Here is a 26376-nt window from a genome sequence, read left to right as displayed (position 1 = left end):
CATGGCCCCCGACCCGGAATCCACCCGCGCCACACTCAGACGGTTCGGCCAGTCAGGCCTGACCGATGGCGATCTCGGCGAAGCCGCTCTATTGCTCGCCTCGCTGGATCGCCCCGGTGTGCCGCTGGACCAGTATCACGACCATCTGGCCTCCATCGCCAAGACGGCGGCGAATTTATCCGCCGATGATCCAAGTTCCGCCCTGCGTCAGACAATCGCTGGCGAATTTGCCTATGAGGGCGACCAGAAAACCTACGACGATCCGCAAAACGCGAACCTGATCCGGGTGATTGACAGGCGGAAGGGCCTGCCGGTTTCACTCGGCATTCTCTATATCGCGACAGCCCGCGCGCTCGGGCTGGAGGCCTGCGGACTGAATTTCCCGAACCATTTCCTGATCCGGCTGCAATGGGACGGCGGACGCGCCATTGTCGACCCGTTCAACGGCGGCGTCACCCTCGATGCCCGCGCCCTGCGCGATCTGCTCACCCATTTTCAGGGGGCGAACGCCGAACTCAGCCAAGACCACTACAGCGATGTCAGCGATCTCAACATTTTGTTGCGCCTTCAAAACAACATAAAGCTGCGCCTGCTGCGGGATGGCCAACTGGAGCCTGCCCTGCAGGTCATACGCGACATGCGGCTGCTCGCGCCCGGCATTCCGAGCCTGCTGCGCGAGGAGGGTCTGCTGCTGGCCCGCAAGGGAGAACGCAGGGCGGCAATCAGCTGCCTGCGCGACTTCCTGACCCGGGACAATATCCGCGAGCCGGAGCGCGTGGATGTCACGCGGGTTCTTCAAGTTCTTGAAAGTCAATTGAACTGAGCCGGAAATCCGGTTGATCCGGCATGCCGGATCACCACATAGTCCCGGCTCGTAAAAAGCGCTTACCTGACGGAGGAAGCAATGGGTCTCGGCGTCGCCATCCAGATGGATCCCATCGAACATATCGACATCAACGGCGACAGCAGTTTCGCCATGGCACTTGAAGCCAAACGGCGCGGCCACACGCTGTACCACTACCAGCCGAAGGACCTCAGCTTCCAGGACCGCAAGGTGATGGCCCGTGTCCGGGCTCTCGACGTGCGCCGCGAAGCGGGCAACCACTTCACGCTGGGCGCGCCCGAGCTGATTGACCTCTCCCAGATGGACGTCGTGCTGATGCGCCAGGACCCGCCTTTCGACATGTCCTACATCACCGCGACCCACATCCTCGAACATATCCATCCGAAAACACTGGTGGTGAACGATCCGGTGGAAGTCCGGAACGCGCCGGAAAAGCTGTTCGTCACCCATTTCGACAATGTCATGCCGCCGACCCTGATCACCCATGACCGGGAACGGATCCAGGCTTTCCGGGCCGAGCATGAAGACATCATCGTCAAACCGCTGTTCGGTAATGGCGGGGCTGGCGTGTTCCACCTGAAGCCCGGCGACGAGAACCTGAACTCGCTGCTGGAACTGTTTACCGAAATGTATCGCGAGCCGGTGATCGTGCAGCGCTATCTGCCTGAAGTACGGCAGGGCGACAAACGCATCATCCTGATCGATGGCAAGCCGGTGGGTGCCATCAACAGGGTGCCGGCTGCTGGCGAAGCGCGCTCCAACATGCATGTTGGCGGCCGGGCGGAGAAGATCGGCCTGACCAAGCGCGACGCGGAGATTTGCGAGATCATCGGCCCGACCCTGGCCGAGAAGGGGCTGATCTTCGTCGGTATCGACGTGATCGGCGACTATCTGACGGAAATCAACGTGACCTCGCCGACCGGCCTGCAGGAACTCGGCCGTTTCGAGGGCCGTTCCATCGAGACCGAGCTCTGGGACGCCATCGAGTCCAAACGCTGACCCCTCAACTGCGCGGCGCCGCCTCGGACGACGAGGCGACCGCCGCGCAACCGAGACGCGCCCGCACCTTTGCGGCGGAACTGCTTGCCAGCCCCGGAGCAAATGTCAGCCCGGATCGCCTGGCAATCTCAGGGACTGGAACCGCATAGGACGTATCGCAAAAGTCAGCCTTGCGCGGTGTTTCCTGATCGAAAACGAACCCGGCGACTTCCGTCGCGCGCCCGCCCAGCAGGGAAATGATTTTCCAGTATCCACTCGGCAGGCGATGGGGCTCGTCCGCTTGCGGAAGGGACGGCATATCGCGCTCATAAAGCGGCCCAGTGATCACATGAACAGCTCCCGCTCCGGATTTTGCCAAAGCCCGGACCGCCCCCTCCAGCTCTTTCCAGGGACCCTGATTGAGAGCGCTTTTCTGCGGCGTGATATTCGAGAGATAATTCGTCGCCTCCCAGCCCGAAGCGCCCGTGAAACTGGCAAGCGGCGCCTGATGGCCCCGATCCGTTTTCAACGCCTTGTGCGCGCCCTTATAGTCTGCCGGCTCCAGGGTCTCATCTTCCGGCAACAGGGGGTCAGGGCGCCAGACCCGGCGCTGTGACCTGCCTATATCCGCCGGCACGACTTCATAGGCTACCCAGTCTGCGAACTTCGTTGCGGCGTTGTTGGAGAGCGTGTGGCTGCTCCTTATCACCACCCGATTGTCCGTCGTCGTGATCGGGCATTGCTGGAAGCAGTTGGGATCCAGCGGTTCCGCCCGGAGCACCGAAACAGGCAAGAGAACAAGAAGCAGGGCGGCTGCAAGGACCCGGGCATGCAACAAGCGAAGAGAGCGCATAAACAATCGCACCGATGGTTATCGATACGATCGAATATCATATTATTCACTCGTTTGAGTAGAAATATATTCTTTACGCGGCCCTTTTCAGCACCAGGCCTCGATAGGCCAGTGCCTCGGCTATATGGTGCCGTCGAATCGGCCCTGACTGCTCAAGATCGGCGATGGTCCGGGCAACCCTCAATATGCGGTGATAGCCACGGGCCGACAGAGCAAGGCGGGCGGCAGCCTCCTCCATCAGCGCCTGTCCCGGCGGATCGGGCCGGGCATGCTCCTCAAGCAGCTTTCCGCCGAGGTCCGCATTGACCCGGCCAGAGACACCCTCGACACCCTCGAACCGGCGGCGCTGGAGCCGACGGGCAGCAGCCACCCGGGCGGCCACCGTCTCCGACCGCTCGGCATCGAGCGGCTGCCCCAGCTCCTGGATCGATACCGGCTCAATCTCGATACGCAGATCGAACCTGTCGAGCAACGGGCCGGAGAGGCGCGCCTGATAATCGAGCCCGCATTTAGGCGCCCGGCCACAGGCCTGAGCCGGGTCGGGAAGATAGCCGCACCGGCAGGGGTTCATTGCCGCAATCAGCTGGAAACGAGCCGGATAGGTCACCCGGTGATTTGCCCGGCTGACAACCGCCTGCCCGGTCTCGATCGATTGCCGCAGTGAATCCAGCACTGTGCGCGGGAATTCCGCCAGCTCGTCCAGAAACAAGACGCCGCAATGCGCGAGGGAGACTTCCCCCGGCCGGGCCTTCAAACCACCGCCGACAAGCGCCGGAATGCTGCTGGAATGATGCGGATCGCGATACGGACGGGCGCGCGATATCCGGCCGCCCTTCAGGTCGCCCGCGACGCTGCGCACCATGCTGACCTCAAGCGCCTCCCGCGCGTCGAGCGGCGGCAAGAGTCCCGGCAACCGGGCGGCCAGCATCGACTTGCCCGCACCGGGTGGCCCGGTCATCAACAGGTTATGGCCCCCGGCTGCTGCAATCTCGAGCGCCCGCTTGGCACTTTCCTGACCCTTCACATCCGCAAGGTCGGGGAACAGGCCCGGCTCCTCAGCCCCTGCGGGCTCGGGCGGGGTGAGCACCTGACTGCCCTTGAAATGGTTGATCAGGGAAAGCAGCGTTCGTGGTGCCAGCACGTCGAGATCCCCGGCCCAGGCGGCTTCCGGACCGACCTTTTCCGGGCAGATGATACCGACTCCACGGGAAACCGCCCCGAGTGCTGCGGGTAATATCCCCGAAACTTCCGTCAACTTCCCGTCCAGCGCCAGCTCCCCAAGCACCAGGTACCCGGCGATTTCCTCGGCTGGAAGGACGCCCATCTGAACCAGTATTCCGACGGCGATCGGCAGATCGTAGTGGCTGCCCTCCTTGGTGACATCCGCGGGGGCAAGATTGACGGTAATGCGCTGTGGCGGCAGAGCCAGACCAAGCGCGCTCAGCGCCGCCCGGACCCGGTCCTTACTCTCGTCTACGGCCTTGGCCGGAAGCCCGACGATGGAAAAGGCCGGGAGCCCGTTTCCCATATGCACCTGGACATCGATATCAAGCGTATCGACCCCCTGAAACGCCACCGTCCGAACCCGCGCAACCATAACCGCTCCACCAAGAATATCTCCCGGTTGGTTATGAGCCGATCTGGCCTGTTTTCAGGAGAACCGCAAATGTGGCCTAGGAGTTTTCTTCCAGCATGGCGGGGTCACCACCACGCACATCAAGGAAGGAACAGGACCGCACCGCCACTTCGGTAAAGCTGGCATGGGTCACGTCCGCATGATCGAAGCAGGTATCTTCAACAAGGGCGCCGGCGAAATCGGCGCGCTGCAAGTCCGCACCGACCAGTTTGGCGCCACGCAGATCCGTCGGCCATTCCCGCAACACCTCAAGCGTACCCGGTTTCAGGATCGAAATCCGGGACAGGCGGGCGGAAACCAGGGTCACGCCGCTCAGGTCCGCATCTTTCAGATTGGTCCCGCGCAAGTCGACGCGGGTCAGGTCCGCCTGGGTCAGGTTGGCGTTCTGCAGGTTGGCGAGCCGAAGGGACGCGCCCTTCAGCTTCGTGCCGTTCAGTTTAACCCGGGACATTTCCGCCGCGCTGAGTTCGGTCCCGCTCAAATCCATACCGGAAAGATCCGTATCCCGAAAATCCCCGCGCGTGCCTTTGGTCCCGCCGGAGGAAACCCAGTGAAAGTGCTCGATGAGCCGGTGCCGGATATCCTCCGGCAAATTCTCCATACCGGTGGCAATCCGGCAATCGGTCAGGTCCGCATCGGTCAGATCCGCGCCGTCAAAATTGCAGGAGCGCAGGTCCGCGCCGGAAAGGTCACTGTTGCGCAGCTGCGCCTGGGTCAGGTTAGCGCCCTGAAGATTAGCGTTCTGCAGCACCGCATCCTTGAAGATCGTCCGGCTGAGATCGGCATGGTGGAGATTGGCCCCGACCAGCTTTGCGGCGGAGAAATTCGCGTTGACCGCGACGGCGCCGGAAAGATTGGCATTGGTGAGGTCGGTATGGATCAGCTTCGCTTCGGACATATCGCTGTTCTGCAGGTCTGCCACCTGCTCGATCGCATGATGCACGTCGCGGAGCTTCATTGGCCGCAGATCGGCATTGGTCATGTCCGCCGCCATCAGCTTCGCGCCGGCGAGAGAGGCCCCCCGCAAATTAGCACCGACAAGGCGGCTGCCCGACAGGTCGGAATTGCTGAGACGCGCCGTCAGCATCTGGGCATCCGAAAGATTGGCGCCGGCAAAGATACTGTTCTGCAGGTTGGCGCCCGCGAGCAAGGCCTGACGCAAATCCGCACCCGGCAAACGAACACCACGCAGGTCGCGCTGCCTCAGATCGGCGATTTCACCGCCTGGATAGCGCCGCAAAAACGCCTCGTGTTTCGAGACAGTTTTGTCGAGTTCTTGCTGAAGTTCATCGAGAACCATTGTGCAATTCCAGGCCAGTATTCGAGCGTCTGGTAAACAGACAACAACATATAGAAAAAATGGATACTGTTTTGTCTATATATTGGTTCCTATTTAGAGTTTTACTTTAATCAATCCAAAGGCGCATATCAATCAATAAAATCAACACTCTATGGTGTGGATTAAAAGCTAATCCTTAAATCACCCCTACCTAAAGACTTATTTGCCACTCAATCGGGCGCCGGTTCGCGCATCCGTGTCCTTGCAGATTGGATCGCCGCACCCAAGTTCTTCAGTCTTGGTCATCAAGGGAGAATATCTGTGGCAGAGAATGATTTGCCCGACAACGTCGCCCCGGTCGAGGGAGCGATCCGCAATCCCGCCAATCCGCATCATTTCATGGTGGTGCAGCCCGCCGGGCGCAGGGTTCGTATCTTTTTCGGCGACCGTCTCGTCGCGGACAGTATGGATGCGGTGCGTGTGATCGAGATCGGGCGCCGGGCCTACGAGCCGCGGCTCTATCTGCCGGAGCAGTCCCTGACCGTGCCACTCACCCGGCAGGACAAGGTCACGCATTGCCCCCTGAAAGGCGATGCGGACTATTTTTCACTGGAAGGGCAGGAAATCGCCTGGGCATATCGCAGCCTGGACTTTGCCGCGGTGCTGAACGGGCTCTATTCATTCTGGGGCGACAACATGCGGATCGTGGAGGGGCAATAACCCCCTGCTTCAATCCTGCTTCTGCAGCATCCGGCCAAGACGGCGGCCGCCAAGCAGGTGGATGTGGAGATGCGGGACTTCCTGCACACCATTCTCACCCGTGTTGACGATCAGACGATATCCATCCTCGCGGGCTTCCATGATCTTCGCCACCTTGCCGATAGCCCGGACCCAGGCAACGATCTCAGCGTCGCTCGCCTGCTCCGAGAATTCGTTCATTGTCTTGTAGGGGCCCTTCGGGATTACCAGGACATGGACCGGCGCCTGGGGCTGGATATCCTCGAAGGCGAGAACATGATCGTCTTCATAGACAGTCTTGTTCGGAATTTCGCCGCGCAGGATCCTGGCGAATATATTCTGCTCATCATAGGACATAGAACTTCCCCCACTCCCAATCGGCTGGCGCTCACTCGGAGCGGTTTGCCTTTTCCTCGATCCCCGACAGACCTTCGCGGCGCGCCAGTTCGGACCAGACATCCTCCGGCTTCACCCCGGTCGCGCTCCAAAGCACGAGCAGATGGTAAAGCAGGTCGGCGCTCTCCGATGTCAGCCCGTCACGGTCCCCGGCAACGCCCTCGATCACAGCCTCGACGGCTTCCTCGCCGACCTTCTGACCGATCTTTTTCGGACCCTTGTCGAACAGCTTCGCAGTGTAGGAGCTATCCGGGTCGGCGCCCTTGCGGGAGTCGATGACCGCGTGGAGCCTGTCCAGAATATGCTCGCTCATTGCGGCCTCACGGGGATACCGGCCTTCGCCATCGCCGCTTTAGCTTCAGCGATGCGGAAAGTACCGAAATGGAACACGGAGGCGGCCAGAACCGCCGAGGCATGGCCTTCGAGAATACCTTCTGCGAAATGCTCCAGCGTGCCAACGCCGCCGCTGGCAATCACCGGGATGCTCACCGCATCTGAAATTGCCCGTGTCAGTGGCAGGTTGAAGCCCTGTTTGGTGCCGTCCCGATCCATCGATGTCAGCAGGATTTCGCCCGCACCGTACTCGGTCATGCGTTGGGACCAGGCCACGGCGTCAATACCGGTCGCCTCGCGCCCGCCATGGGTAAAGATCTCGTACTTGTCCGGCCCGACGCTTTTCGCATCCACCGCCACAACGATGCACTGGCTGCCGAATTTCTCCGCCGCGCGCCGCACGAAATCAGGGTCTTTCACCGCCGCCGTATTGATCGACACCTTGTCGGCCCCGGCCAGCAGCAGTTTGCGAATATCCTCAAGCGTCCGAACGCCGCCGCCGACAGTCAGCGGCATAAAGCATTGTTCCGCCGTCCGGCCGACAACATCGAACAAGGTGTCCCGTTCCTCGTGACTGGCGGTGATATCGAGGAAGCAGAGCTCATCCGCGCCTTCGCGGTCATAGATCTTGGCCTGCTCCACCGGATCGCCGGCATCAACCAGATCGAGGAAGTTGACGCCCTTGACGACACGGCCGTCCTTGACGTCGAGACAGGGGATAACGCGCGCTGTCAGCATCAGACGGCCTCCACGTCGGGCGCGGCCAATAGAGCGACCGCTTCAGCCAGATCGATCCGGCCATCGTAGAGCGCCCGGCCTGAAATCGCACCAGCGATACCCGGCGCACCGGCAGCCTTCAGTGCCGCCAGATCCTCCAGCGAGGCGACGCCGCCGCTGGCAATCACCGGCGTCGAGATCGCGTTTGCCAAAGCGGCTGTCGCCGCCACGTTGACGCCGCCGAGCGCGCCGTCCCGATCGATGTCGGTGAAAATGATCGCGGCAACACCGCAGCCTTCGAAACGGCGGGCAAGATCGACGGCCGACAGGGTCGAGGTTTCGGCCCAGCCCTCGACCGCGACCATGCCGTCGCGGGCATCGATGCCGACCGCAATGCGGCCCGGATGGCGCGCACAGGCTGCTTTCACAAGCTCCGGGTCGCGCAGGGCCACGGTGCCGAGAATGACACGGGCGACGCCTTTTTCGAGCCAGGCATCGATTGCCGCCATGTCGCGGATACCGCCACCGAGCTGCACCGGCACATCGACGGCCGCGAGAATGCGGTCGACGGCTTCGCCGTTCCGGGTCTCTCCGGCAAAGGCGCCGTCCAGATCGACCACATGAACCCAGCCACACCCGGCATCCTGAAACAGCCGCGCCTGGGCGCCCGGGTCGTCATTGAAGACCGTCGCCGTATCCATTTCGCCCTTGAGCAGCCGCACACACTGGCCGCCTTTCAGATCGATGGCGGGAAACAGGATCATGCCGCGTCCAATTCCTTGTAATAGAAGTGCCCGGAGACGAACCCGTCCCGCACATAGGCATAATGCGGCAGGCTGCCGAAACGGACATAGCCAAGCCGTTCATAAAGCCGGATCGCCGCATGCTGGGTTTCACGCACATCCAGCGTCAGCACCTTGAAGCCCTCGTCCCGTGCATGATTTTCCGCGATCTCGACCAGGTCCCGGGACAGGCCATGCCCCCGACCCCAGGGCGCGACAAAGGTAGTGGTCAGGCTACAGGTATGGCGCTGCGCCTCATTGTTCCGTGCCGGTTTCTGGATCTGACAGGACCCGGCAATCACACCGTCAATCCGGCCAACAAAGAGATCACGCTCGGGAATCAACAGAACCCCGCGCCAGAACGCTTCCAGCGTTTCCCGCGGCGGCGGCGAGATCCAGCCGAAACCGCCACCGTCAATGATCGCAGCCTCGGCCGCATCAGACAGATCCTGCAAATCGCCCGGGCCGAATTCGTTCAGCATCTCGACCGTGGGGGCTGCCGGAAGCTGTGTTTCAGAGCCGCTGTCGTCCATGCCGCCCTCCCTCATGGAGCCCAGTCGAGAAAGTTCCGGATGAAAGCAAGGCCGTTGGCCTGACTCTTCTCCGGGTGAAACTGGGTCCCGAAATAGTTTTCGCGCCCGACGAGCGCCGCGATCTCGCCGCCGTAATCACTCACCGCGATCAGGTCGGACCGGTCCGCAACATCGAACAGATACGAATGCACATAGTAAACGAAGGCACCTTCTTCGATGTCTTTCAGCAACGGATGCCCGCTCTGGACGAAATTGAGCTGGTTCCAACCCATGTGCGGGACCTTGAGGGCAAGCCCGTCCGGCGCCGGCGCAGGTTCGATCAGGCGAACCTCGCCGCCGATCCAGCCGAGCCCTTCCGAGGTCACGTGCTCCAGCCCGCGCTCCGCCATGAGCTGCATGCCGACGCAGATGCCGAGAAACGGCGTGCCGTTCCCAAGTACCGCATCCGACAGTGCCTCGACCATGCCGGGCAAACCATAGAGACCACTTCGGCAATCGGCGAAGGCACCAACGCCCGGCAGTACGATCCGCCCTGCCTTGCGCACCACAGCCGGATCGGACGTCACGACGATCTCGGTACCTTTTCCATGCTCGGACGCCACCCGCTCGAAGGCTTTCGCCACCGAACGGAGGTTGCCGGACCCGTAATCAACAACTGCGACTGTGGTCCGGCCGCCAGAGGCGGTCACAAGCTCCCACCGAGGGTGCCCTTGGTCGAGGGCACGGCATCGGCGCGGCGCGGATCGATTTCAATGGCTACACGCAACGCCCGGCCGACACCCTTGAAGATGGACTCGACGATATGGTGCGTGTTGTCACCATAGAGATTTTCGATATGCAGGGTCAGTCCGGCCGCCTGGCTGAAGGCCTGGAAAAACTCACGGAACAACTCCGTGTCCATGTCTCCCAGCTTCTGCGCCGGCATGGTTGCCCGCCAGACCAGAAACGGGCGGTTCGAGCAATCGAGCGCAACACGGCTCAGCGCCTCGTCCATCGGCAGATAGGACGAACCATAGCGATTGATGCCCTTCCGGTCCTTCAGCGCCTTCGTCAGCGCATCGCCGATGGCCCAGCCGCAATCCTCGGTCGTGTGGTGGGCATCGATATGCAGATCACCCTCGGCCCGGACCTTGAGGTCCATCAGGGAATGTCGGGACAGTTGTTCCAGCATATGGTCGAGGAAACCGATCCCGGTCTCGACGTCATACTTCCCGGTTCCGTCCAGCGAAAGCTCGACGGAAATGCTGGTTTCATTGGTCACGCGCTTGACGGTCGCGCTGCGGTTGTCCGACATGGGTTCTGCTCCCAAGCAATATACGGCGGCTATGTAGCAGGAAGTACGGCGAAATGCCAATCACCGGACCGCAAGTTCTCTCTATGCTTCCACCCTTGTCAAAAGCGTTCTCTTGACGTTATCCGTCCGATGCCCAAATTGGACGGGCACGTTATCCATGGAGTTCTCATGAACAATCAGGCCGCAGACCCGATCCAGTGGCACGGCACCACAATCCTTTCGGTGCGCAAGAACGGCCAGGTGCTGGTGGCCGGCGATGGTCAGGTCAGCTTCGGCAACACGGTGATGAAGGCGCAGGCCCGCAAAGTGCGCAGGCTCGGCGACGGCAGCGTGATTGCCGGGTTCGCCGGCGCCACGGCGGACGCATTCACCCTGTTTGAACGGCTGGAAGAGAAGCTGGACAAACATCCGGGCCAGCTGACCCGCGCCGCCGTCGAATTGGCCAAGGACTGGCGGACGGACCGTTATCTGCGCCGGCTCGAAGCGATGATGGCGGTGGCCGACAAGTCGGTCTCCCTGGTGCTGACCGGGAACGGCGATGTGCTGGAGCCCGAGGACGGTCTGATCGGCATCGGCTCCGGCGGCACGTTCGCCCTGTCCGCCGCACGGGCCCTGGTGGATATCGACGGCATGGAAGCCGAGGCGATCGCTCGCAAGGCGATGAAGATCGCTGCCGATATCTGCATTTACACGAACGAGAATCTCACCGTCGAGAAACTCGAGTCCGACTGACCCCGCCGACCTCCGGATCGGCCCTCGCATTCCTGATGATTGGTAAAACCACGCATGACCTCCTTCAGCCCGCGTGAAATTGTCTCCGAACTCGACCGCTTCATCATCGGCCAGACCGATGCCAAGCGCGCCGTCGCCATTGCCCTGCGCAACCGCTGGCGGCGGCAACAGCTGGCCGACGATATCCGCGAGGAAGTGCAGCCAAAGAATATCCTGATGATCGGCCCGACCGGCGTCGGCAAGACGGAAATCGCCCGGCGCCTCGCCAAACTCGCGGAAGCGCCGTTCATCAAGGTCGAGGCGACCAAATTTACCGAAGTCGGTTATGTCGGCCGGGACGTAGAGCAGATCATCCGTGACCTCGTGGAGATCGCGATCAGCCAGGTCCGAGAGAAAATGCGCAAAGATGTGCATGCCAAGGCGGAACTGGCGGCCGAGGACCGGGTGGTCGAAGCCCTGGTCGGCGAAAACGCGAGCCCGGACACCAAGCAGAAATTCCGCATCATGCTGCGCGAGGGCCAGCTCGACGAAAAAGAAATCGAGATCGAGACCGAAGATTCCGGCGGCGGCGGGATGCCGACCTTCGAGATCCCCGGCATGCCAGGCGCGCAGATGGGCATGCTCAATCTGAACGACATGTTCGGCAAGGCCTTCGGCGGTCGCACCAAGAAACGCCGCATGGCGGTGGCGGAATCCTACAAGGTTCTGGTCGAGGAAGAGGCGGACAAGCTGCTCGACGAGGAAAAGGTCGTGCGCCAGGCCATCGAGACGGCAGAGCAGAACGGCATCGTCTTCCTGGACGAGATTGACAAGATCACCAGCCGTGCGGAGCGTGGCGGTGACGTCAGCCGCGAGGGCGTGCAGCGCGACCTGCTGCCACTGATCGAGGGCACCACGGTTGCGACCAAGTACGGCTCGGTGAAGACCGACTTCGTGCTGTTCATCGCCAGCGGCGCCTTCCATCTGGCGAAACCCTCGGACCTGCTTCCTGAACTGCAGGGCCGTCTGCCGAACCGAGTCGAGCTGCGGGCACTGGAGCGGGACGATTTCCGCCGTATCCTGACGGAGCCGGAAAACAGCCTGCTGCGCCAGTACACGGCCCTGATGGCAACCGAGGAAGTCACGCTCGACTTCACCGACGACGCCATCGACGCCCTCGCCGACCTGACGGTCGACATCAACAAGAATGTCGAGAATATCGGCGCCCGCCGGCTGCACACGGTCATGGAAAAGCTGCTCGACGAAATCAGCTTCACCGCCTCCGACAAGAGCGGCGAGACGCTGAAAATCGATGCGGCTTACGTGAATGAACGGGTGGGCGAACTGGCGAAAAACACCGATCTCAGCAAGTTTATCCTCTGACGGGACATAGCCGCGCTCAGTGACGTGGCCCCTTGCCCGGCGGCGCGAGTTCGGCGAGCAGGGTATCGATCCGCGGATCATCCAGATCACGGATGCGGACGGCGAGAGTGTTTGCGAGTTCTGTCGCTTTCGGACTGAGCCCGGCCGTGTCGATGACGACACGCGGGTTCGAGTGTTTCGCGAGCTTCTTCAGATCTTCCGCATCATCCCAGATCAGGCCGAAATACTGGCAGATCTGGTGGATCAGGCCGACGGTCGGACGCCCCTTCTTGCCGTGCTCCAGGGCCGAGAGATAGGCGGAGGAAACCTGCAGGGCGGTTGCCATCTGCTTCAGGGTGACCCCACGGTCGGCTCTCAGCTCGCGGATCTTTGCGCCGAACGGGGTCATGCGTTGCCTTGCCTCGTCATCAGCTCTTCTGCCGACGCAGCATGACATAGAGCGCGCCACTGCCCCCGTGCTGTGGCTGGGCAGGGGAATAGGTCAGCACCTTGTCCTTGTTCGCCCCATCGGCCAGCCAGCGCGGCGTCATCCGGCGCAGCACACCCACTTCCCGCTCACCGTCATCGGCCGAGCGGCTGCCCTTGCCCGTAATCACCAGCACGCAACGCTGGCCGCGCCGGTAGGCAGACGCGATGAAGCCGTTGAGAGCCCGGTGGGCTTCCTCCTGGCGCATGCCATGCAGGTCGATGCGGCCGTCTATCTGTTGCTTGCCGCGTTTGATCTTGAGCGCCGTGCGCCGGTCTATCCCCGGAACCTTGCCCGGAGCGTACTCCGCCAGTGCGCTCGGCACCTTGATGGCGGCAAAACCCGGGTCGTTCTGGGGACGGCTGTGATGGCGCGCTGCCTGCTGCCCCTTGCCACTCTTTTTTGGCTGTTTCGTGCTGAGTTCCGGGACTTTCGGCACCTCTTCGGCCTCGGCCAGGGCGGCACGACGCTCGGGCGTCAGGGGCACCGTGTCGGCGACCACCTTGCGCCACAGATCAAGCTCCTCCGCTGTCGGTCGCCGTGCCATGAAATCCGTTCCGCTTTCGGGCTCAGTCCTTGACCAGCATGATATGCAGACGCCGGGGACCGTGCGCGCCGAGCTGGATGATCTGTTCCACATCGCCGGTCCGCGACGGACCGGTGACGAGGTTGACCGTGCGCGGCACACTTGCTCCCGGCTCCAGCCCCAGCTTCTGCCGCAACATGTCCCAGGCATCCTCGTAGGCGCCAACAATCTGGCTCTCGCGCAGCAATACCACGTGCGTGTCCGGCACGAAATGCAGGCTTGTCGGGGTTTCGGCGGAGGAATGCAGCATCAATGTGCCGGTCTCCGCGATCCCTGCATGGGCCGGCGTCAGCCCCACTGCATCCTCGTTGACGGCGGCACCGCTGGTGATTTCAAGCGCCGGCGCCTTGTCCCACGGGATCACCGTGTCTTCCAGAGCCGGTGACTGCTTGATCCGGGCCGGCAGGTTCTCCCGACGGAGATAGTCCGCGAGCCGCTCCGGCACGGATTCAAGGGACTCCAGCCTATCAACGGTACAGGAGACGGCTTCCGCCATCTCGACAAAGAGGCCGATCTTATGAGCCTGATCCCCGTCGGAGCGCTTTGGCACAAGAATGCGTTCGTGCCCTTTCAGACGCGCCTCGACAGCCTCGGCCGCCGCGCCTTCGAGCTTGCCGCGTCCAAGGGACTTGCGGATGCCCGCCAGGATCTGTTCCCGCGCCCCGCTCATCGCGCGTCCCCCTTCTTGCCGTGCCCGCTCATCTTATAGAGCTGCTGGAAGGTGCGTCCTTCAGGTGCTGGCATGTCGCGCACCGAGGTCCAGCCGGAGGCCAGCGGCAACATGGCGATCCGGCCGCGCTTTCCGCCCAGAGCATGCAGTAGCGCAGCCCCCAACTTGGTCGATTGCTGATAGAGCCATGGTCTTTTGGCAAAGTACGACCAAAGCCTCAAACCCGCGCGAACCTGCGAGGTAGCCTTGTTCTCAGTGAACTCTTTTGCCCGGTAGTGACGCATCATCTTCGGCAACGGGATGCGCATTGGGCATACCTGCTCGCAACGGCCGCAAAAGGTCGATGCATTGGGTAAATGACCCGCCTCATCGATGCCGATCAGGCTGGGTGTGAGCACCGCGCCCATCGGTCCCGGATAGACCCAGCCATAGGCATGCCCGCCGACGGCGGCATAGACCGGGCAATGGTTCATGCAGGCGGAACAGCGGATGCAGCGGAGCATGTCCTGATATTCGGTGCCGAGCATGGCAGAGCGGCCATTGTCGATCAGCACCACATGGAAGGAGGCCGGGCCGTCCAGATCGGTTTCCCGACGCGGCCCGCTGGAGAAGGTGGTGTAGACGGAAAACTCCTGGCCGGTCGCCGAGCGGGCCAGCAGCCGCAGGATGCAGCTTGCATCCTCCAGCGTCGGCACGATCTTCTCCAGGCTTGCCACCACGACATGAGCCTTGCCGAGGGTCTGGGTGAGGTCGCCGTTGCCTTCATTGGTGACGATGACTGTCTGGCCGGTCTCGGCAATCAGGAAATTGGCGCCGGTGATGCCGACATCGGCAGCGAAGAACTTGGGGCGGAGCTGGGTTCGGGCCTCGTCGGTAATGTCGCCGACTTCCTCCAGCGGGCGGTCCGGCGGCAAATCCGTGTGTTTCTTGCGGAAGGCCTCGACGACCTGTTCCTTGTTCACATGGATCGCCGGCGCGATAATATGGCTCGGCGGCTCATCCCGGAGCTGGATGATGTACTCGCCGAGATCCGTCTCGATCGGCTCGACACCGTGCTCTTCCAGATACTCGTTGAGGCCGATTTCCTCGGCCACCATGCTCTTGCCCTTGGTCACCGTCTTGGCATCGACGGAGCGGCAGATCTCCATGATGGTCTGCCGGGCTTCCTCGGAATTCCGGCACCAGTGAACCTGCCCGCCATTGGCAACGACATTGCTTTCGAAGCGCTCGAGATAGAAATCGAGGTTCTCCAGCACATGGTTCTTGATATCCCGGCCCCGGTCGCGGAGATCCTCGAATTCAGGCAGGTTGGCGACTGCATCCGCCCGTTTCTGCTGGAAGCCGGGGCGCATCTTGGAAAGCGCCTTCTGCAACTGGACATCGGTCAGTGCATCACGCGCATTCTGTTTGAAACTGTGCGAGGTGGTTTGCATCAGCGCTCTCCCTCACCGATCGAGGGCTGATCTGTCATGCCGGCCAGCACTTCGGCAACATGCCGGACCTCCGTCCTGGCGCCGAGCCGCTTCAGCTTGCCGCCCATATTCAGCAGACAGCCAAGATCGCCCGCCAGCAGGTAATCGGCGCCGCTCTCGACGATTTCCGCCGCTTTCTGCGTCACCATCTTGTCGGAGATTTCCGGGTATTTGACGCAGAAGGTGCCGCCGAAGCCGCAGCAGATCTCGGCGCCCGGCATCTCCTTGATGGAGGTGCCGTCCACCGCTGCCAGCAGCTTGCGGGGCTGGGTCTTGATCTCGAGTTCACGCAGGCCGGAGCAGGAATCATGGTAGGTCACCGTGCCATCGAACGCCGCGCCGGTGCTCTCCACACCCATGATATCCACAAGAAAAGACGTCAGCTCGTAGGTCCGCTTGGCCAGATGCTGGGCCCGCATGGCCATCGCCGGGTCATCCTCGAACAGCTCCGGGTAATGCTCCCGGATCATCCCGGCACAGGAGCCGGACGGCGCGACCACATAATCGAAACCCTCAAAGGCCTCGATCACATTGGCCGCAATGTCGCGGCTGTCCTTGAAGTCACCGGAATTGAATGTCGGCTGGCCGCAGCAGGTCTGCGCTTCCGGCACAACCACCTCACATCCTGCCTTCTCAAGCAGGGACAGGGTCGCGAAGCCGACGGACGGACGGAACAAATCGACAAGGCATGTCACGAACAGGCCAACGCGTGGACGGGCATTCTCGGACGCAGACACAGCAGGCTCCCACTCACATCTCTTTTTTCTTGAGGATGCGGGGCCCTTGGACCGGCACGCCGTATCCTATTGCTTTAAGGCAATATCGAGATTTTTGGGCAGAAGCACGTAATATCGACCGGGGGCTGCCATCGGTCCGGCTTTTTCGGCCGCCGTCGGACCGTGGCCCCAGAACACGTCGCCGCGGACCGCGCCCTTGATGGCGCCGCCGGTATCCTGGGCGACGACCAGGCGCTGCAAGGGGCGGCCGCTTTCGTCCGGATAATCGACATCAAGCCAAACAGGCGCGCCGAGCGGGATATACCGCCGGTCAACGGCAAGTGAACGCCCGGCTGTCAAAGCTACGCCCTGGGCGCCGATCGGGCCATCGCCATTGATTGTGCGGAAAAATATGTAAGAGGGGTTCCGGTCCATCACACCGCGCATCTGATCAGGATGACGGTGTAGCCAGTCACGGATGGTCTGCAACGATACCGCCTCGCGCTCTATCTCGCCGCTTTCAACGAGATAACGTCCGATCGGGTAGTAGATGTGTCCATTATGACCGTCGTAGCCAACCCGCAGCACCCGGCCGTCGTCAAGCCGTATCCGGCCCGATCCCTGAATGTGCAGGAAGAACGCGTCAACCGGATCGTCGAGCCAGACCAGCGTCTCCGCATTACTGCCAAGCGCACCGGACTCGATTTCCGAACGGCTTTCATACGGGATCAAGCGCCCGCTACGCAGCCGACCGGCAATACGCTCTCCGCGCAGGCCCATCCGCCAGTCCCCGAGATTGACCAGAACCAGATCAGACGGCTTTGCCAGCAACGGGGTCTCGAAACCGGTGCGCCGTTCCAGCGAGCCGTTCAGCTCCGGCTCGTAATATCCCGTGAAGAGCCCGTCACTCTTGCCGGCCCGGACCTCGTAGGCATCGAACCAGGTCGAGAGAAAGTCGCGCACGGCACCGTCGCCGCTGCCGTCGGACAGCCGGGAAAGGGCATCGCAGGCGCCACGCCAGGCGGCAACCGTGCCGCCGATTTCTGCCGGTGCGATGGAATCGGTATCGGATTGACGCCGGAGTTTTCCGCAAGAACGCTTCAAGGCCGGAAGAGCTTCGCTGACCCGGTCACTATTCCAGGACGGCAGCCCCGCAAGGTCGGTCCGCTTATAGCTGACCGGCGGCGAGTCCGCGCGATCCGGATCCTGGTCCGGCGCGCACGCGGCCAGAAGAAAAACTGCCAGCAGCCACAAGCCGCGCCACGTCAAAATATTCTCCAGTCCGTTTCGGACCATTGTGATCGACGCTTTATTCTTCAGGCACACGTGTCGCGACGAGGCGCCAGTTGGGGTCCCGTCCAGCAACATCGCGTTCGAATGTCCAGAGATCGGTCACGGTTTCGATCTTGTCCGGATCGCCGTCGACGACCGACCCATCCTCGGCACGGGTCACCTTTACCTGATCCGTGATGAATTCGACCGTCACGCGGGCAATTGAGCCAACCAGGTGAACTTCGCTGATCAAAGCTGACCGCATGGAGGAAATCGTTGTTTCCTGCGTCTCGCCCGCCTGCTCACGCGCGTCGATCGCACCGGCGAAGGCAGACATCAGATCGTCCGCCAGAAGCGGGCGGAGGCTTTCCTGATCGCCTTTGGCAAAAGATTCGACCACCCATTCAAACGCGGTCCGCGCACCTTGCAGGAACTCGATCTCGTCAAAGGACGGATCGGCCATTTTCAGGCGCATGGCTTCCGACAATTCGCCGTCCTGCTGTTCGGCACTGTCGATTTCCCCGTCACGGCCCGGAAGCTGGATCACGTTGTCCGACTTGTTGCCCTGCTCGGGTGCCGGCGAAAACGGATCGCTGTGACGTTCTTCATGCCCGGTACGTTTTCCAAGCACGCTGCGCAGCTTGAAAACAAGGAAGCCCGCAAGTATTGCGAACAGAATTATCTCGAACAAAGCGGCACCGTCGCCCATATCGCCCTTAACTGCGGGTTTAAAAACCCTTATCCATTGATGAAGAAGTCGCCTTCGGTTTGTACGGCAGATTGGCTGTGTTCTGACCAGAGAGCTGCCGCTTTAACCTTCGGGCGACCGTACTACAGCATACATAGGCTGTCACTTTTGAAAGAACAACTATGGCCCTGATAATCCTTTTCATCTTGATAGGCATCCCGGCCATCGAGATTTACGTCTTTGCCGAAGTGGGCGGGATCATCGGGGGCTGGGCAACGGTCGGCCTGACCCTGCTGACCGCCTCACTGGGTGCAATTATGTTCCGGAGCCAAGGCACAGCCGTTCTGCAACGGGCCCAGGAGCAGCTACAGCGGGAAGAGACACCGCTGGCTGAAATCATTGACGGGGTTGGCCTCCTGCTGGCAGCAGCCTTCCTTTTCCTGCCTGGTTTCGTGACCGACATAGCCGGATTTCTGCTCTTCATACCGCCGCTGCGCATCGTACTGATCGGCATGTTGTTCCAAGGCGCCGCACGGGCTGCCCACTCTCATGTCTGGATTGTCCGAGGTCGGTCGGATAAAACCTCCTCCGGTTCCAGAACAGTCATCGACGCAGAGTTCGAGGATCTGACGGATACGGACTATAAACCAGAGACCGGTGCCGACAAGACCGATCGCAAATTACCGCCGCGCTGATCCAGCCATACCTAGATCCGTATCTGAGGGGTTTCACCTGCATGTTGTTCGTCCGTCACGGCCAGTCCGAATTCAATGTCGTCTATGGAGCCACCGGCCGCGACCCGGGGATTGAAGACCCGGCATTGACCGAACTCGGCCAAGCCCAGATCCGGCACAGCGCCGAAGCTTTACGCGGGCACGATGTCGATCATATCGTCTCCAGCCCCTATCGCCGGGCGCTTGAAACAGCGCATATCATCGCCGAGGCCATCGACCGCGAGATCCGGATCGAGCCATTGATCCGCGAGCATCGGCATTTTATCTGCGATATCGGACGCACCCGCACGGAGCTGCAGGCTGACTGGCCCCATCTGGCTTTCGACCATATCGACGAGCAATGGTGGACGGACCATCACGAGGAAGAGCATGAGGTTCATGCCAGGGTGAGTGCGTTCCTCAATGCCAACCACCAGCGAACAGACTGGGATCGTGTGGTTTGTGTCAGCCACTGGGGTTTCATCAACCGTCTCACCGGCCTGCCGGTCGGCAACGGAACTGTGGTCAAGGTCCAGCGGGACGGCGCCGGAGAGGTTGTTCACACCCCCGATCCGTGATACCCACGCGCCTTCAAATTGACCCGGCAGAGACAAGATCGAACCGATGACCGACACAGATACCGGTACTGCGCCCGCCCAAAATGGTGACGCGATCAACACCTTCTCGATGACCGTTGAGGCGCAATACATCAAGGACATGTCCTTCGAAAACCCGAAGGCGCCCTTTAGCTTGCGTGCCGATATTCGTCCCGACATCGAAATTGCTGTCGATGTTCGCGCCGAGCGGATGGCTGACAATGTCTTCGAGGTCATCCTGCTGCTGAACGTCAACGGCGTTCACGAGGGCGAGAAGGTCTTCATTGTCGAGCTGTCCTATGCCGGTGTTTTCCGGTTCGAAAATGTCCGGCCGGATCAGGCGGAATACGTGCTGATGGTCGAATGCGCTCGGCTGCTCTTCCCGTTTGCCCGCCAGATCATCGGTCAGGTGACAGCCGATGGCGGTTATCCGCCGCTGCATATCCAGCCGATCGATTTCCTGGGCGTCTTTCAGCAAAACGAACTGAAGCGTCAGGGAACCGGCGGCGTCGACGTTGCTGCGGTCGAGACCGAAGGCAACGCCTGATTATTCTGCAGCTTCCCCGGCCCGGTTCCAGATCGGGTCCTTCACCTTTTCCATAAGCGTTGCATGCGCCGCGAGCTCGTCAGGGCTCGGCGCGTGCGGGCGCGGCGGCCGGATAACTGCCTCGCGGATTTCCGGCGCGGCTGCTCCGGCCTTTTCCTGCCCCGCGAGCTCGAAGCCAGGCTGCCGTCCGCCGATCAGTTCCAGATAGACTGACGCCAGCAAGTCAGCGTCGACCAGTGCGCCATGCAGATCGCGATGCCCGTTGTCGATTTCGAACCGGCGGCACAGCGCATCCAGACTAGCCTGCGCTCCCGGATATTTGCGCCGTGCCATGGTCAGCGTATCGATCGACCGCTCCATTGGCATTTCCGGATGACCGAGCCGCTTCAGCTCGGCATTGATGAATCCCATGTCGAACTTGGCATTGTGGATGACCAGAGTGGCATCCGCGACAAACTCCAGAAACCCGTCCACGACCCCTGCGAAATTCGGATAGTCGGCAAGGAACTCTGTCGAAAGGCCGTGCACCTCGAATGCGCCCTGTTCGACCTCGCGTTCCGGATTGATATAGACGTGATAGCTCTCGCCGGTCGGCACATGATTGACCAGCTCGATGGCGCCGATTTCGATAATCCGGTGCCCCTGCTTCGGATCGATACCCGTGGTTTCCGTATCAAGAACCAGTTCACGCATGTCTAATTCCCAGTTGGCGGAGGGCCTTCTTGATCGCCCGGATTGTAACGGCCCGGCCGAGGCCGGTCGGCAGCACATAATCTGCACGGCGCCGCTTTTCACGATCCGGCATCTGCTTTCCCAGAATAGAAGAGAGCCGCTCCGCTGTCATGCCGGGACGGGCCAAAACCCGTTGCCGCTGCAAAAAGGCCGGTGCCGAGACAACGAAGACATAGTCACAGATCCCCTCTCCACCAGTCTCGAAGAGAAGAGGCACATCAAGCACGGCCGCCCGGCGCCGGGCCCGGCGCTGCAGATCAAGAAATCGGTCCCGCTCGCGGCGCACCAGCGGATGGACGATGGCTTCCAGATCACGCAGCGCATCCGCATCGCCGAAAACAATCTTGCCGAGCCGCTCCCGGTCGACCGCCCCGTTGACGACGGCCTCGGGGAACCGGCGGGAAATCGGTGCCACCGCTGTGCCGCCAGCCCGGAAAAGAGCATGCACTGAAGCGTCTGCATCATGCACCGGGAGCCCCAGGCGCCGGAATATCGCGGCTGCAGTGCTTTTCCCCATGCCGATGGAGCCGGTCAGACCGAGGACCAGCATTGATTCAGGTCCTGAGCGCGCTGTGCGTGCGCAAGAAATCGAGCAGCGGAAGCAATGGCAGCCCGAGAACGGTAAAGAAGTCGCCCTCGACCGCCGTGAAAAGCTGGGCGCCGACAGATTCAAGCTGATAGGCCCCGACGGACTCCAGCGCCATGTCACCGACAGTGTCGAGATAAGCGTCTATGAACTCATCGGAGAGGGGGCGGACAAGCAGACTGGCCGTAGCGATATTGTGCCATATCCGGGTTCCACCGGCGGAAACGACCACGGCACTTATCAAGCTATGGCGCTTGCCGGACAAACGTCGCAGATGCGCGGCGGCGCCTGCCCGGTCTTCCGGTTTATCCAGCCACTCCCCGTCGATATCGAGCATCTGATCGGCGCCGATCACCAGCGCTTCCGGCACGGCGCGGGAGACAGTGTTTGCCTTCATTTCGGCAAGAAAAGTCGCGACCTCGGCCGCGCTCGCTCCGTCAGCCCGAAGGCTCCGTTTGAATTCGGACTCATCAACGGCGGGTTTTCGTATTTCCACGGCCAGGCCCGCTGAGCGGAGCATATCGGCGCGGGTCCGGCTTCCGGAGGCCAGCACGACCGGTTTTTCACCGGTACCGGCAAGATGAGAGGGATCAAAATGCTCGGTCATCAGGATTCCAGACCGTGAAACTTGGCGTATTTCTGAAGCACTGCCGCAGCAGTTTCCTCGATCGAACGACGGGTCACATCGATTACCGGCCAACCGCCTTTTGTGAAGAGTTTGCGTGCATCTATCACCTCGGCACGGACCTTTTCAGGATCGACATAGTCCGTTTCGTTGCTGTGCTGGAGCATCAGCATCCGGTTGCGCCGAACCTGGGTCAGCCGGTTCGGGTCGTTGGTCAAGGCGATCACGAACGGCTTTTTCAGGCTGTAAAGTTCTTGCGGCAGGGCAACCCCCGGCACCACCGGGATATTCGCCGTCGCATAGCCTCTGTTCGCCAGATAGAGAGAGGTCGGGGTCTTAGAGGTTCGGGAAACGCCAACGATCACAATGTCGGCATCTTCAAGATCATGGACCATCTGCCCGTCATCATGCGCCAACGTGTAGTCCATGGCGCGGATCCGGTTGAAATAGGCCGCGTCCAGTTCATGCTGCCGGCCGGGCCGACCGTGGCTCTCCTGACCCAGGAAGCTGCCCAGGGCATTGACCACCGTATCCAGTACGGAGATGCAGGGAACGCGGCGTTGCTGGCAGCCCTTTTCCAGCTGCTGGCGAAGCTCCGGGTTGACCAGGGTGAAAAGCACCGGCCCCGGATAGACGCTGACCGCTGCCAGGACCTTCTCGATATGGCCGGATGTCCGGACCAGAGACCAAACATGCTCACGTGCACGGACACCCTCGAACTGAACGAGGCAAGCCCGGGCGACCTGATGGTTGGTTTCACCGGTCGCGTCCGACACAAGGTGAAGATGAATATCCGTATCGGTCACATTCCACATCCGGTTGGGGATAACTGTGTACGATCTGTTTACAGAATCCGGAATCTCTTCCGAAAGAAAAACTGCACCACTTCATGCCATAGCTAGCAGGCCGGTTGTTAATCCAGGGACAATCTTTTCCCGACAGATGGACAACTCCTATCTGGCCGAGCGGCGACAAGATATCCCCGCTATTCACAAAAACCGGGCGTGATAGATACCGGGGCCTTGCGACGTTTTTACCCCTCCTTGTCCCCGATCCAGCCCTGTATGCTTACGGCAGAACAGAACTGTGGATGATCTGTGCTGAAATGATAATCCACAGGACTCACAGCACCACTACAACCACTTCCTACTTATTTATAATAAGATTCTTTGATAGGAGTGGCGCGCTTATCACCAAACGGACAGGCAATCGATGACCGATAAAGTTCTACTGAACGTGCTCGCCGGAAAAACAGCGGAAATCCCGCCGATCTGGCTGATGCGGCAAGCTGGACGGTATCTGCCGGAATATCGAGCGATCAGGGCAGAGGCCGGATCTTTCGTCGATCTTTGCCTCAATCCGGAGATGGCGGCGGAAGTGACCTTGCAGCCGATCCGCCGGTTTGGCATGGATGGCGCCATCCTGTTTTCCGATATCCTGATCGTGCCTTACGGTCTCGGTCAGCCTCTGCGCTTTGTCGAGGGCAAGGGTCCCGTTCTCGAACCGGTGACAGATCGTGCAGCGCTCAAGAGTCTCGATATCAATGGCCTCTCAGAGCGCGTAGGGAACGTCTATGAGACCGTCTCGCGGGTTCGGGCGGCCCTCCCTTCCGAAACCACGCTGATCGGCTTCTCGGGCAGCCCCTGGACCGTGATCACCTATATGGTCGAAGGTGGCAGCAGTAAGGATTACGCAGCGACCAAGCGCTGGGCCTATTCGGATCCGGAAGGCTTTCAGGAGCTGATCGATATCGTGGTCGAGGGGACAATTATCTATCTTCTCGGTCAGGCGAAAGCAGGGGCTGAAGTCCTCAAACTCTTCGACTCCTGGGCCGGTGTGTTGTCATCGCGGTTATTCCGCATGGCGGTATTGGAGCCGACGAAGAAGATCGTCTCGGCGGTAAAAGCCCAGTATCCGGATCTGCCGATTATTGGATTTCCGCGCGCGGCCGGGGCCCATTATCTCGACTATATCGAGGAAACCGGTGTCGATGCGGTTGCGGTGGACACGGCGATGCCGCTCCGGTGGGCTGTCGAGAACATCCAGACCCGGATGCCGATCCAGGGAAATCTTGACCCGATTGCTTTGCTGGCCGGGGGTCCCGGGCTTGAAGCGGAAGTCGAGAGCATCCTTTCAACGGCAGCCTCGAAGCCATTTATCTTCAATCTCGGGCACGGCATCTTGCCGACCACGCCGATTGAGCATGTGGAACAGCTTGTCCGGCAGGTTCGCGCCAAGCGCTGACGCTATTCGCAGGGAGAGACGCGGGCATGAGCTACGAATGGATCAAGGCTCTTCACGTGATCAGCATGGTCGCCTGGATGGCGGGGATGTTTTATCTGCCGCGTCTCTACGTCTATCACGTGGGCGCTGCGGCCGGCTCCGAGCTCTCCGAAACCCTGAAGGTGATGGAACGGCGGTTGCTGCGGGCGATCATCAACCCGGCGATGATTTCGACGTTCATATTCGGTATCTGGATGCTGGTTCTGGTTCCGGACTATCTCTCGGAGCCGTGGATGCATGTGAAGCTTTCCTGTATCGTGATCATGACCGCTTTTCACGGCGGACTGGCGCGCTGGAGACGGCAATTCGCCTCGGATGAAAATCCGCATAGCGAACGCTTCTATCGCATAGCGAATGAAGTTCCGACGATTTTGCTGATCGTGATCGTGATCATGGTAATCGTGAAGCCGTTTTCCGGATGAATTCCATTTTTCTCAAATATTCGGGTTTGACATTAAGCGCTGAAGCACTGTAATTGAAATCAGCGCTGATCGCCGTAGGGCGCTGCGTCAGGTCTTTCCCGCACAAGAACGAATAATAAAAGTCTGCTCTAACCAGCACACTCGTGCGGCTTGCTCATGAGGCCGAACTCTCAAAACATTCGTTATACCTGATCATCGACAGGACGATGCATCTTCAAGAGCTGAAATCGAAGACACCTCAAGATCTTCTCGCATTTGCGGAAGACTTGGAGATCGAGAACGCAAGTGTTCTGCGCAAGCAGGACATGATGTTCGCTATTCTTAAACAATTAGCTGATAACGATCTACCGATCTACGGCACAGGTGTTCTTGAAACACTGCCGGATGGCTTCGGCTTCTTAAGATCGCCTGAATCGAATTACTTACCGGGTCCGGATGATATCTACATCTCTCCGAGTCAGGTGCGGCGCTTTGGGCTGCGCACCGGCGATACGGTCGAGGGGCAGATCCGGGCACCGAAAGACGGCGAGCGGTACTTTGCGCTGCTCAAGGTCAATCAGATCAATTTCGAAGATCCGGACGCGGTTCGCCACCGGATCAATTTCGATAATCTGACTCCGCTGTATCCGGAACAAAGGCTCAATCTCGAGCTCGAAGATCCGACGAACAAGCAGCAGGGTGCCACAACGCGGGTGATCGATCTGATCGCGCCGCTTGGCATGGGGCAGCGTGGTCTGATCGTGGCGCCGCCGCGTACCGGTAAAACGGTTATGCTGCAGAACATCGCGCATGCGATTGCCGAAAATCATCCGGACGCCTATCTCCTGGTGTTGCTCATCGACGAGCGGCCGGAAGAGGTGACCGACATGGACCGTTCGGTGAAGGGCGAGGTTATCAGCTCGACCTTCGATGAGCCGGCGTCACGCCACGTCCAGGTCGCGGAGATGGTGATCGAGAAGGCAAAGCGTCTGGTCGAGCACAAGCGCGACGTGGTTATCCTGCTGGATTCCATCACCCGTCTGGCACGGGCCTACAACACGGTGGTGCCGTCCTCGGGCAAGGTGCTGACCGGTGGTGTGGATGCGAACGCCCTGCAGCGGCCGAAGCGCTTCTTCGGTGCGGCCCGAAATATCGAGGAGGGCGGCTCGCTGACGATCATTGCGACCGCGCTGATCGATACTGGCTCCCGCATGGATGAAGTCATCTTCGAAGAGTTCAAGGGCACGGGTAACTCCGAGATCATCCTGGACCGCAAGCTGGCCGACAAGCGGACGTTCCCGGCGATCGACATCACCCGTTCGGGCACCCGGAAGGAAGAGCTTCTGGTGGATCGTGCGACCCTCAACAAGATGTGGGTGCTGCGCCGTATCCTGACCCAGATGGGCACGGTCGATGCCATGGAATTCCTGATCGACAAGCTCAAGGTCTCGAAGAACAACCACGATTTCTTCGATGCCATGAATTCCTGATCGGTCATAAAGATCAAAGAAAAGGGCGGAGCCTGATGGCTCCGCCCTTTTTGTTT

32 protein-coding genes are annotated in these 26376 nt (G+C 60.7%); 11 read left to right on the top strand and 21 right to left on the bottom strand.

Annotated features, from left to right (window positions below):
• Position 1: 1 nt before the first annotated feature.
• Entirely contained in the window at positions 2 to 823 is an 822-nt protein-coding gene (locus tag VOI22_RS18380) for a transglutaminase-like domain-containing protein (RefSeq protein ID WP_323797894.1), read from the top strand.
• An 81-nt stretch (positions 824 to 904) separates the two neighbouring features.
• Positions 905 to 1843, top strand: a complete 939-nt coding sequence (gene gshB, locus VOI22_RS18375; protein ID WP_323797893.1) for a glutathione synthase — start codon at positions 905 to 907, stop codon at positions 1841 to 1843.
• A gap of 4 nt (positions 1844 to 1847) precedes the next feature.
• Here gshB and VOI22_RS18370 read toward each other — a convergent pair whose 3' ends face one another.
• The 3 genes from VOI22_RS18370 to VOI22_RS18360 form a co-directional block, all read right to left on the bottom strand.
• The gene (locus tag VOI22_RS18370) at positions 1848 to 2675 is read right to left on the bottom strand and encodes a DNA/RNA non-specific endonuclease (RefSeq protein WP_323797892.1); all 828 of its coding nucleotides are present in this window, start codon (positions 2673 to 2675) and stop codon (positions 1848 to 1850) included.
• Between the two features lie 73 nt (positions 2676 to 2748).
• A complete protein-coding gene (locus VOI22_RS18365) occupies positions 2749 to 4272 on the bottom strand; it encodes a YifB family Mg chelatase-like AAA ATPase (RefSeq protein ID WP_323797891.1) in 1524 nt (507 codons plus the stop codon).
• A 76-nt stretch (positions 4273 to 4348) separates the two neighbouring features.
• Positions 4349 to 5611 (bottom strand): pentapeptide repeat-containing protein, encoded by a 1263-nt coding sequence (locus VOI22_RS18360; RefSeq protein WP_323797890.1) that lies wholly within the window; start codon positions 5609 to 5611, stop codon positions 4349 to 4351.
• Positions 5612 to 5911: 300 nt separating this feature from the next.
• Here VOI22_RS18360 and VOI22_RS18355 point away from each other — a divergent pair, with 300 nt between their 5' ends.
• Positions 5912 to 6310: a DUF427 domain-containing protein gene (locus VOI22_RS18355; protein ID WP_323797889.1), complete on the top strand. Its 399-nt coding sequence runs from the start codon at positions 5912 to 5914 to the stop codon at positions 6308 to 6310.
• A gap of 9 nt (positions 6311 to 6319) precedes the next feature.
• Here VOI22_RS18355 and VOI22_RS18350 read toward each other — a convergent pair whose 3' ends face one another.
• From VOI22_RS18350 to hisB, 7 genes are read right to left on the bottom strand one after another with little or no spacing between them, the layout of a single operon-like run.
• Positions 6320 to 6685, bottom strand: coding sequence for a histidine triad nucleotide-binding protein (locus VOI22_RS18350; protein WP_193172375.1), 366 nt, complete (start codon positions 6683 to 6685; stop codon positions 6320 to 6322).
• A gap of 31 nt (positions 6686 to 6716) precedes the next feature.
• Entirely contained in the window at positions 6717 to 7037 is a 321-nt protein-coding gene (locus VOI22_RS18345; protein WP_323797888.1) for a phosphoribosyl-ATP diphosphatase, read from the bottom strand.
• Positions 7034 to 7795: an imidazole glycerol phosphate synthase subunit HisF gene (gene hisF, locus VOI22_RS18340; protein WP_323797887.1), complete on the bottom strand. Its 762-nt coding sequence runs from the start codon at positions 7793 to 7795 to the stop codon at positions 7034 to 7036. Before hisF ends, VOI22_RS18345 begins: the two co-directional genes overlap by 4 nt.
• A complete protein-coding gene (gene hisA / locus VOI22_RS18335) occupies positions 7795 to 8538 on the bottom strand; it encodes a 1-(5-phosphoribosyl)-5-[(5-phosphoribosylamino)methylideneamino]imidazole-4-carboxamide isomerase (RefSeq protein WP_323797886.1) in 744 nt (247 codons plus the stop codon). Before hisA ends, hisF begins: the two co-directional genes overlap by 1 nt.
• Positions 8535 to 9089 (bottom strand): GNAT family N-acetyltransferase, encoded by a 555-nt coding sequence (locus VOI22_RS18330; protein ID WP_323797885.1) that lies wholly within the window; start codon positions 9087 to 9089, stop codon positions 8535 to 8537. Before VOI22_RS18330 ends, hisA begins: the two co-directional genes overlap by 4 nt.
• An 11-nt stretch (positions 9090 to 9100) precedes the next feature.
• Complete coding sequence (hisH, locus tag VOI22_RS18325) at positions 9101 to 9778, bottom strand: imidazole glycerol phosphate synthase subunit HisH (protein ID WP_323797884.1); 678 nt, start codon at positions 9776 to 9778, stop codon at positions 9101 to 9103.
• Positions 9775 to 10383 (bottom strand): imidazoleglycerol-phosphate dehydratase HisB, encoded by a 609-nt coding sequence (hisB, locus tag VOI22_RS18320; protein ID WP_323797883.1) that lies wholly within the window; start codon positions 10381 to 10383, stop codon positions 9775 to 9777. Before hisB ends, hisH begins: the two co-directional genes overlap by 4 nt.
• Before the next feature lie 168 nt (positions 10384 to 10551).
• Between hisB and hslV the strand changes: the two genes are divergently transcribed.
• Positions 10552 to 11115 (top strand): ATP-dependent protease subunit HslV, encoded by a 564-nt coding sequence (gene hslV, locus VOI22_RS18315; RefSeq protein ID WP_323797882.1) that lies wholly within the window; start codon positions 10552 to 10554, stop codon positions 11113 to 11115.
• Positions 11116 to 11169: 54 nt separating this feature from the next.
• Complete coding sequence (hslU, locus tag VOI22_RS18310) at positions 11170 to 12477, top strand: ATP-dependent protease ATPase subunit HslU (RefSeq protein WP_323797881.1); 1308 nt, start codon at positions 11170 to 11172, stop codon at positions 12475 to 12477.
• Positions 12478 to 12493: 16 nt separating this feature from the next.
• On the opposite strand, the gene VOI22_RS18305 is transcribed toward hslU, so the two are convergent.
• The 7 genes from VOI22_RS18305 to VOI22_RS18275 all read right to left on the bottom strand — a co-directional run bounded on the left by VOI22_RS18305 (position 12494) and on the right by VOI22_RS18275 (position 18368).
• A complete protein-coding gene (locus tag VOI22_RS18305) occupies positions 12494 to 12865 on the bottom strand; it encodes a helix-turn-helix transcriptional regulator (RefSeq protein WP_323797880.1) in 372 nt (123 codons plus the stop codon).
• Between the two features lie 19 nt (positions 12866 to 12884).
• Positions 12885 to 13490 carry a Smr/MutS family protein gene (locus VOI22_RS18300; protein ID WP_028466226.1) on the bottom strand — a complete coding sequence of 202 codons (606 nt, stop codon included), beginning with the start codon at positions 13488 to 13490 and terminating at the stop codon, positions 12885 to 12887.
• Positions 13491 to 13512: 22 nt separating this feature from the next.
• Positions 13513 to 14199 carry a lactate utilization protein gene (locus VOI22_RS18295; RefSeq protein ID WP_323797879.1) on the bottom strand — a complete coding sequence of 229 codons (687 nt, stop codon included), beginning with the start codon at positions 14197 to 14199 and terminating at the stop codon, positions 13513 to 13515.
• A complete protein-coding gene (locus VOI22_RS18290; protein WP_323797878.1) occupies positions 14196 to 15632 on the bottom strand; it encodes a LutB/LldF family L-lactate oxidation iron-sulfur protein in 1437 nt (478 codons plus the stop codon). The genes VOI22_RS18295 and VOI22_RS18290 overlap by 4 nt, the downstream gene beginning before the upstream one ends.
• Positions 15632 to 16408 carry a (Fe-S)-binding protein gene (locus VOI22_RS18285; RefSeq protein ID WP_323797877.1) on the bottom strand — a complete coding sequence of 259 codons (777 nt, stop codon included), beginning with the start codon at positions 16406 to 16408 and terminating at the stop codon, positions 15632 to 15634. Before VOI22_RS18285 ends, VOI22_RS18290 begins: the two co-directional genes overlap by 1 nt.
• A 66-nt stretch (positions 16409 to 16474) precedes the next feature.
• Positions 16475 to 17656 carry a murein transglycosylase A gene (locus VOI22_RS18280; protein ID WP_323797876.1) on the bottom strand — a complete coding sequence of 394 codons (1182 nt, stop codon included), beginning with the start codon at positions 17654 to 17656 and terminating at the stop codon, positions 16475 to 16477.
• 40 nt (positions 17657 to 17696) lie between these two features.
• A complete protein-coding gene (locus VOI22_RS18275; RefSeq protein WP_028466221.1) occupies positions 17697 to 18368 on the bottom strand; it encodes a Tim44/TimA family putative adaptor protein in 672 nt (223 codons plus the stop codon).
• Between the two features lie 161 nt (positions 18369 to 18529).
• Between VOI22_RS18275 and VOI22_RS18270 the strand changes: the two genes are divergently transcribed.
• From VOI22_RS18270 to secB, 3 genes are read left to right on the top strand one after another with little or no spacing between them, the layout of a single operon-like run.
• Positions 18530 to 19042 carry an FxsA family protein gene (locus tag VOI22_RS18270; RefSeq protein WP_323797874.1) on the top strand — a complete coding sequence of 171 codons (513 nt, stop codon included), beginning with the start codon at positions 18530 to 18532 and terminating at the stop codon, positions 19040 to 19042.
• A gap of 41 nt (positions 19043 to 19083) precedes the next feature.
• The gene (locus VOI22_RS18265) at positions 19084 to 19638 is read left to right on the top strand and encodes a histidine phosphatase family protein (RefSeq protein WP_323797873.1); all 555 of its coding nucleotides are present in this window, start codon (positions 19084 to 19086) and stop codon (positions 19636 to 19638) included.
• Between the two features lie 46 nt (positions 19639 to 19684).
• Positions 19685 to 20203 (top strand): protein-export chaperone SecB, encoded by a 519-nt coding sequence (gene secB, locus VOI22_RS18260; RefSeq protein WP_323797872.1) that lies wholly within the window; start codon positions 19685 to 19687, stop codon positions 20201 to 20203.
• Here the strand turns inward: secB and dnaQ are convergent, their stop codons facing one another.
• The 4 genes from dnaQ to VOI22_RS18240 are packed head-to-tail and all read right to left on the bottom strand — an operon-like array spanning position 20204 to position 22952.
• The gene (dnaQ, locus tag VOI22_RS18255) at positions 20204 to 20896 is read right to left on the bottom strand and encodes a DNA polymerase III subunit epsilon (RefSeq protein WP_323797871.1); all 693 of its coding nucleotides are present in this window, start codon (positions 20894 to 20896) and stop codon (positions 20204 to 20206) included.
• Positions 20889 to 21485: a dephospho-CoA kinase gene (gene coaE / locus VOI22_RS18250; protein ID WP_323797870.1), complete on the bottom strand. Its 597-nt coding sequence runs from the start codon at positions 21483 to 21485 to the stop codon at positions 20889 to 20891. Before coaE ends, dnaQ begins: the two co-directional genes overlap by 8 nt.
• Positions 21486 to 21489: 4 nt before the next feature.
• Complete coding sequence (locus VOI22_RS18245) at positions 21490 to 22128, bottom strand: Maf family protein (protein ID WP_323797869.1); 639 nt, start codon at positions 22126 to 22128, stop codon at positions 21490 to 21492.
• Positions 22128 to 22952, bottom strand: a complete 825-nt coding sequence (locus tag VOI22_RS18240; RefSeq protein ID WP_323797868.1) for a pyruvate, water dikinase regulatory protein — start codon at positions 22950 to 22952, stop codon at positions 22128 to 22130. The genes VOI22_RS18245 and VOI22_RS18240 overlap by 1 nt, the downstream gene beginning before the upstream one ends.
• Before the next feature lie 406 nt (positions 22953 to 23358).
• On the opposite strand from VOI22_RS18240, the gene hemE reads away from it, so the two are divergent.
• The 3 genes from hemE to rho all read left to right on the top strand — a co-directional run bounded on the left by hemE (position 23359) and on the right by rho (position 26320).
• Positions 23359 to 24390, top strand: coding sequence for a uroporphyrinogen decarboxylase (gene hemE / locus VOI22_RS18235; protein WP_323797867.1), 1032 nt, complete (start codon positions 23359 to 23361; stop codon positions 24388 to 24390).
• Between the two features lie 26 nt (positions 24391 to 24416).
• The gene (gene hemJ / locus VOI22_RS18230) at positions 24417 to 24851 is read left to right on the top strand and encodes a protoporphyrinogen oxidase HemJ (RefSeq protein ID WP_323797866.1); all 435 of its coding nucleotides are present in this window, start codon (positions 24417 to 24419) and stop codon (positions 24849 to 24851) included.
• A gap of 206 nt (positions 24852 to 25057) precedes the next feature.
• Complete coding sequence (gene rho / locus VOI22_RS18225; protein ID WP_028466214.1) at positions 25058 to 26320, top strand: transcription termination factor Rho; 1263 nt, start codon at positions 25058 to 25060, stop codon at positions 26318 to 26320.
• The last annotated feature ends 56 nt before the right edge of the window (positions 26321 to 26376 follow it).

This window comes from Nisaea sp. (assembly GCF_034670185.1).
GTDB lineage: Bacteria > Pseudomonadota > Alphaproteobacteria > Thalassobaculales > Thalassobaculaceae > Nisaea.
This window is presented reverse-complemented; position numbering and strand designations above follow the sequence as displayed.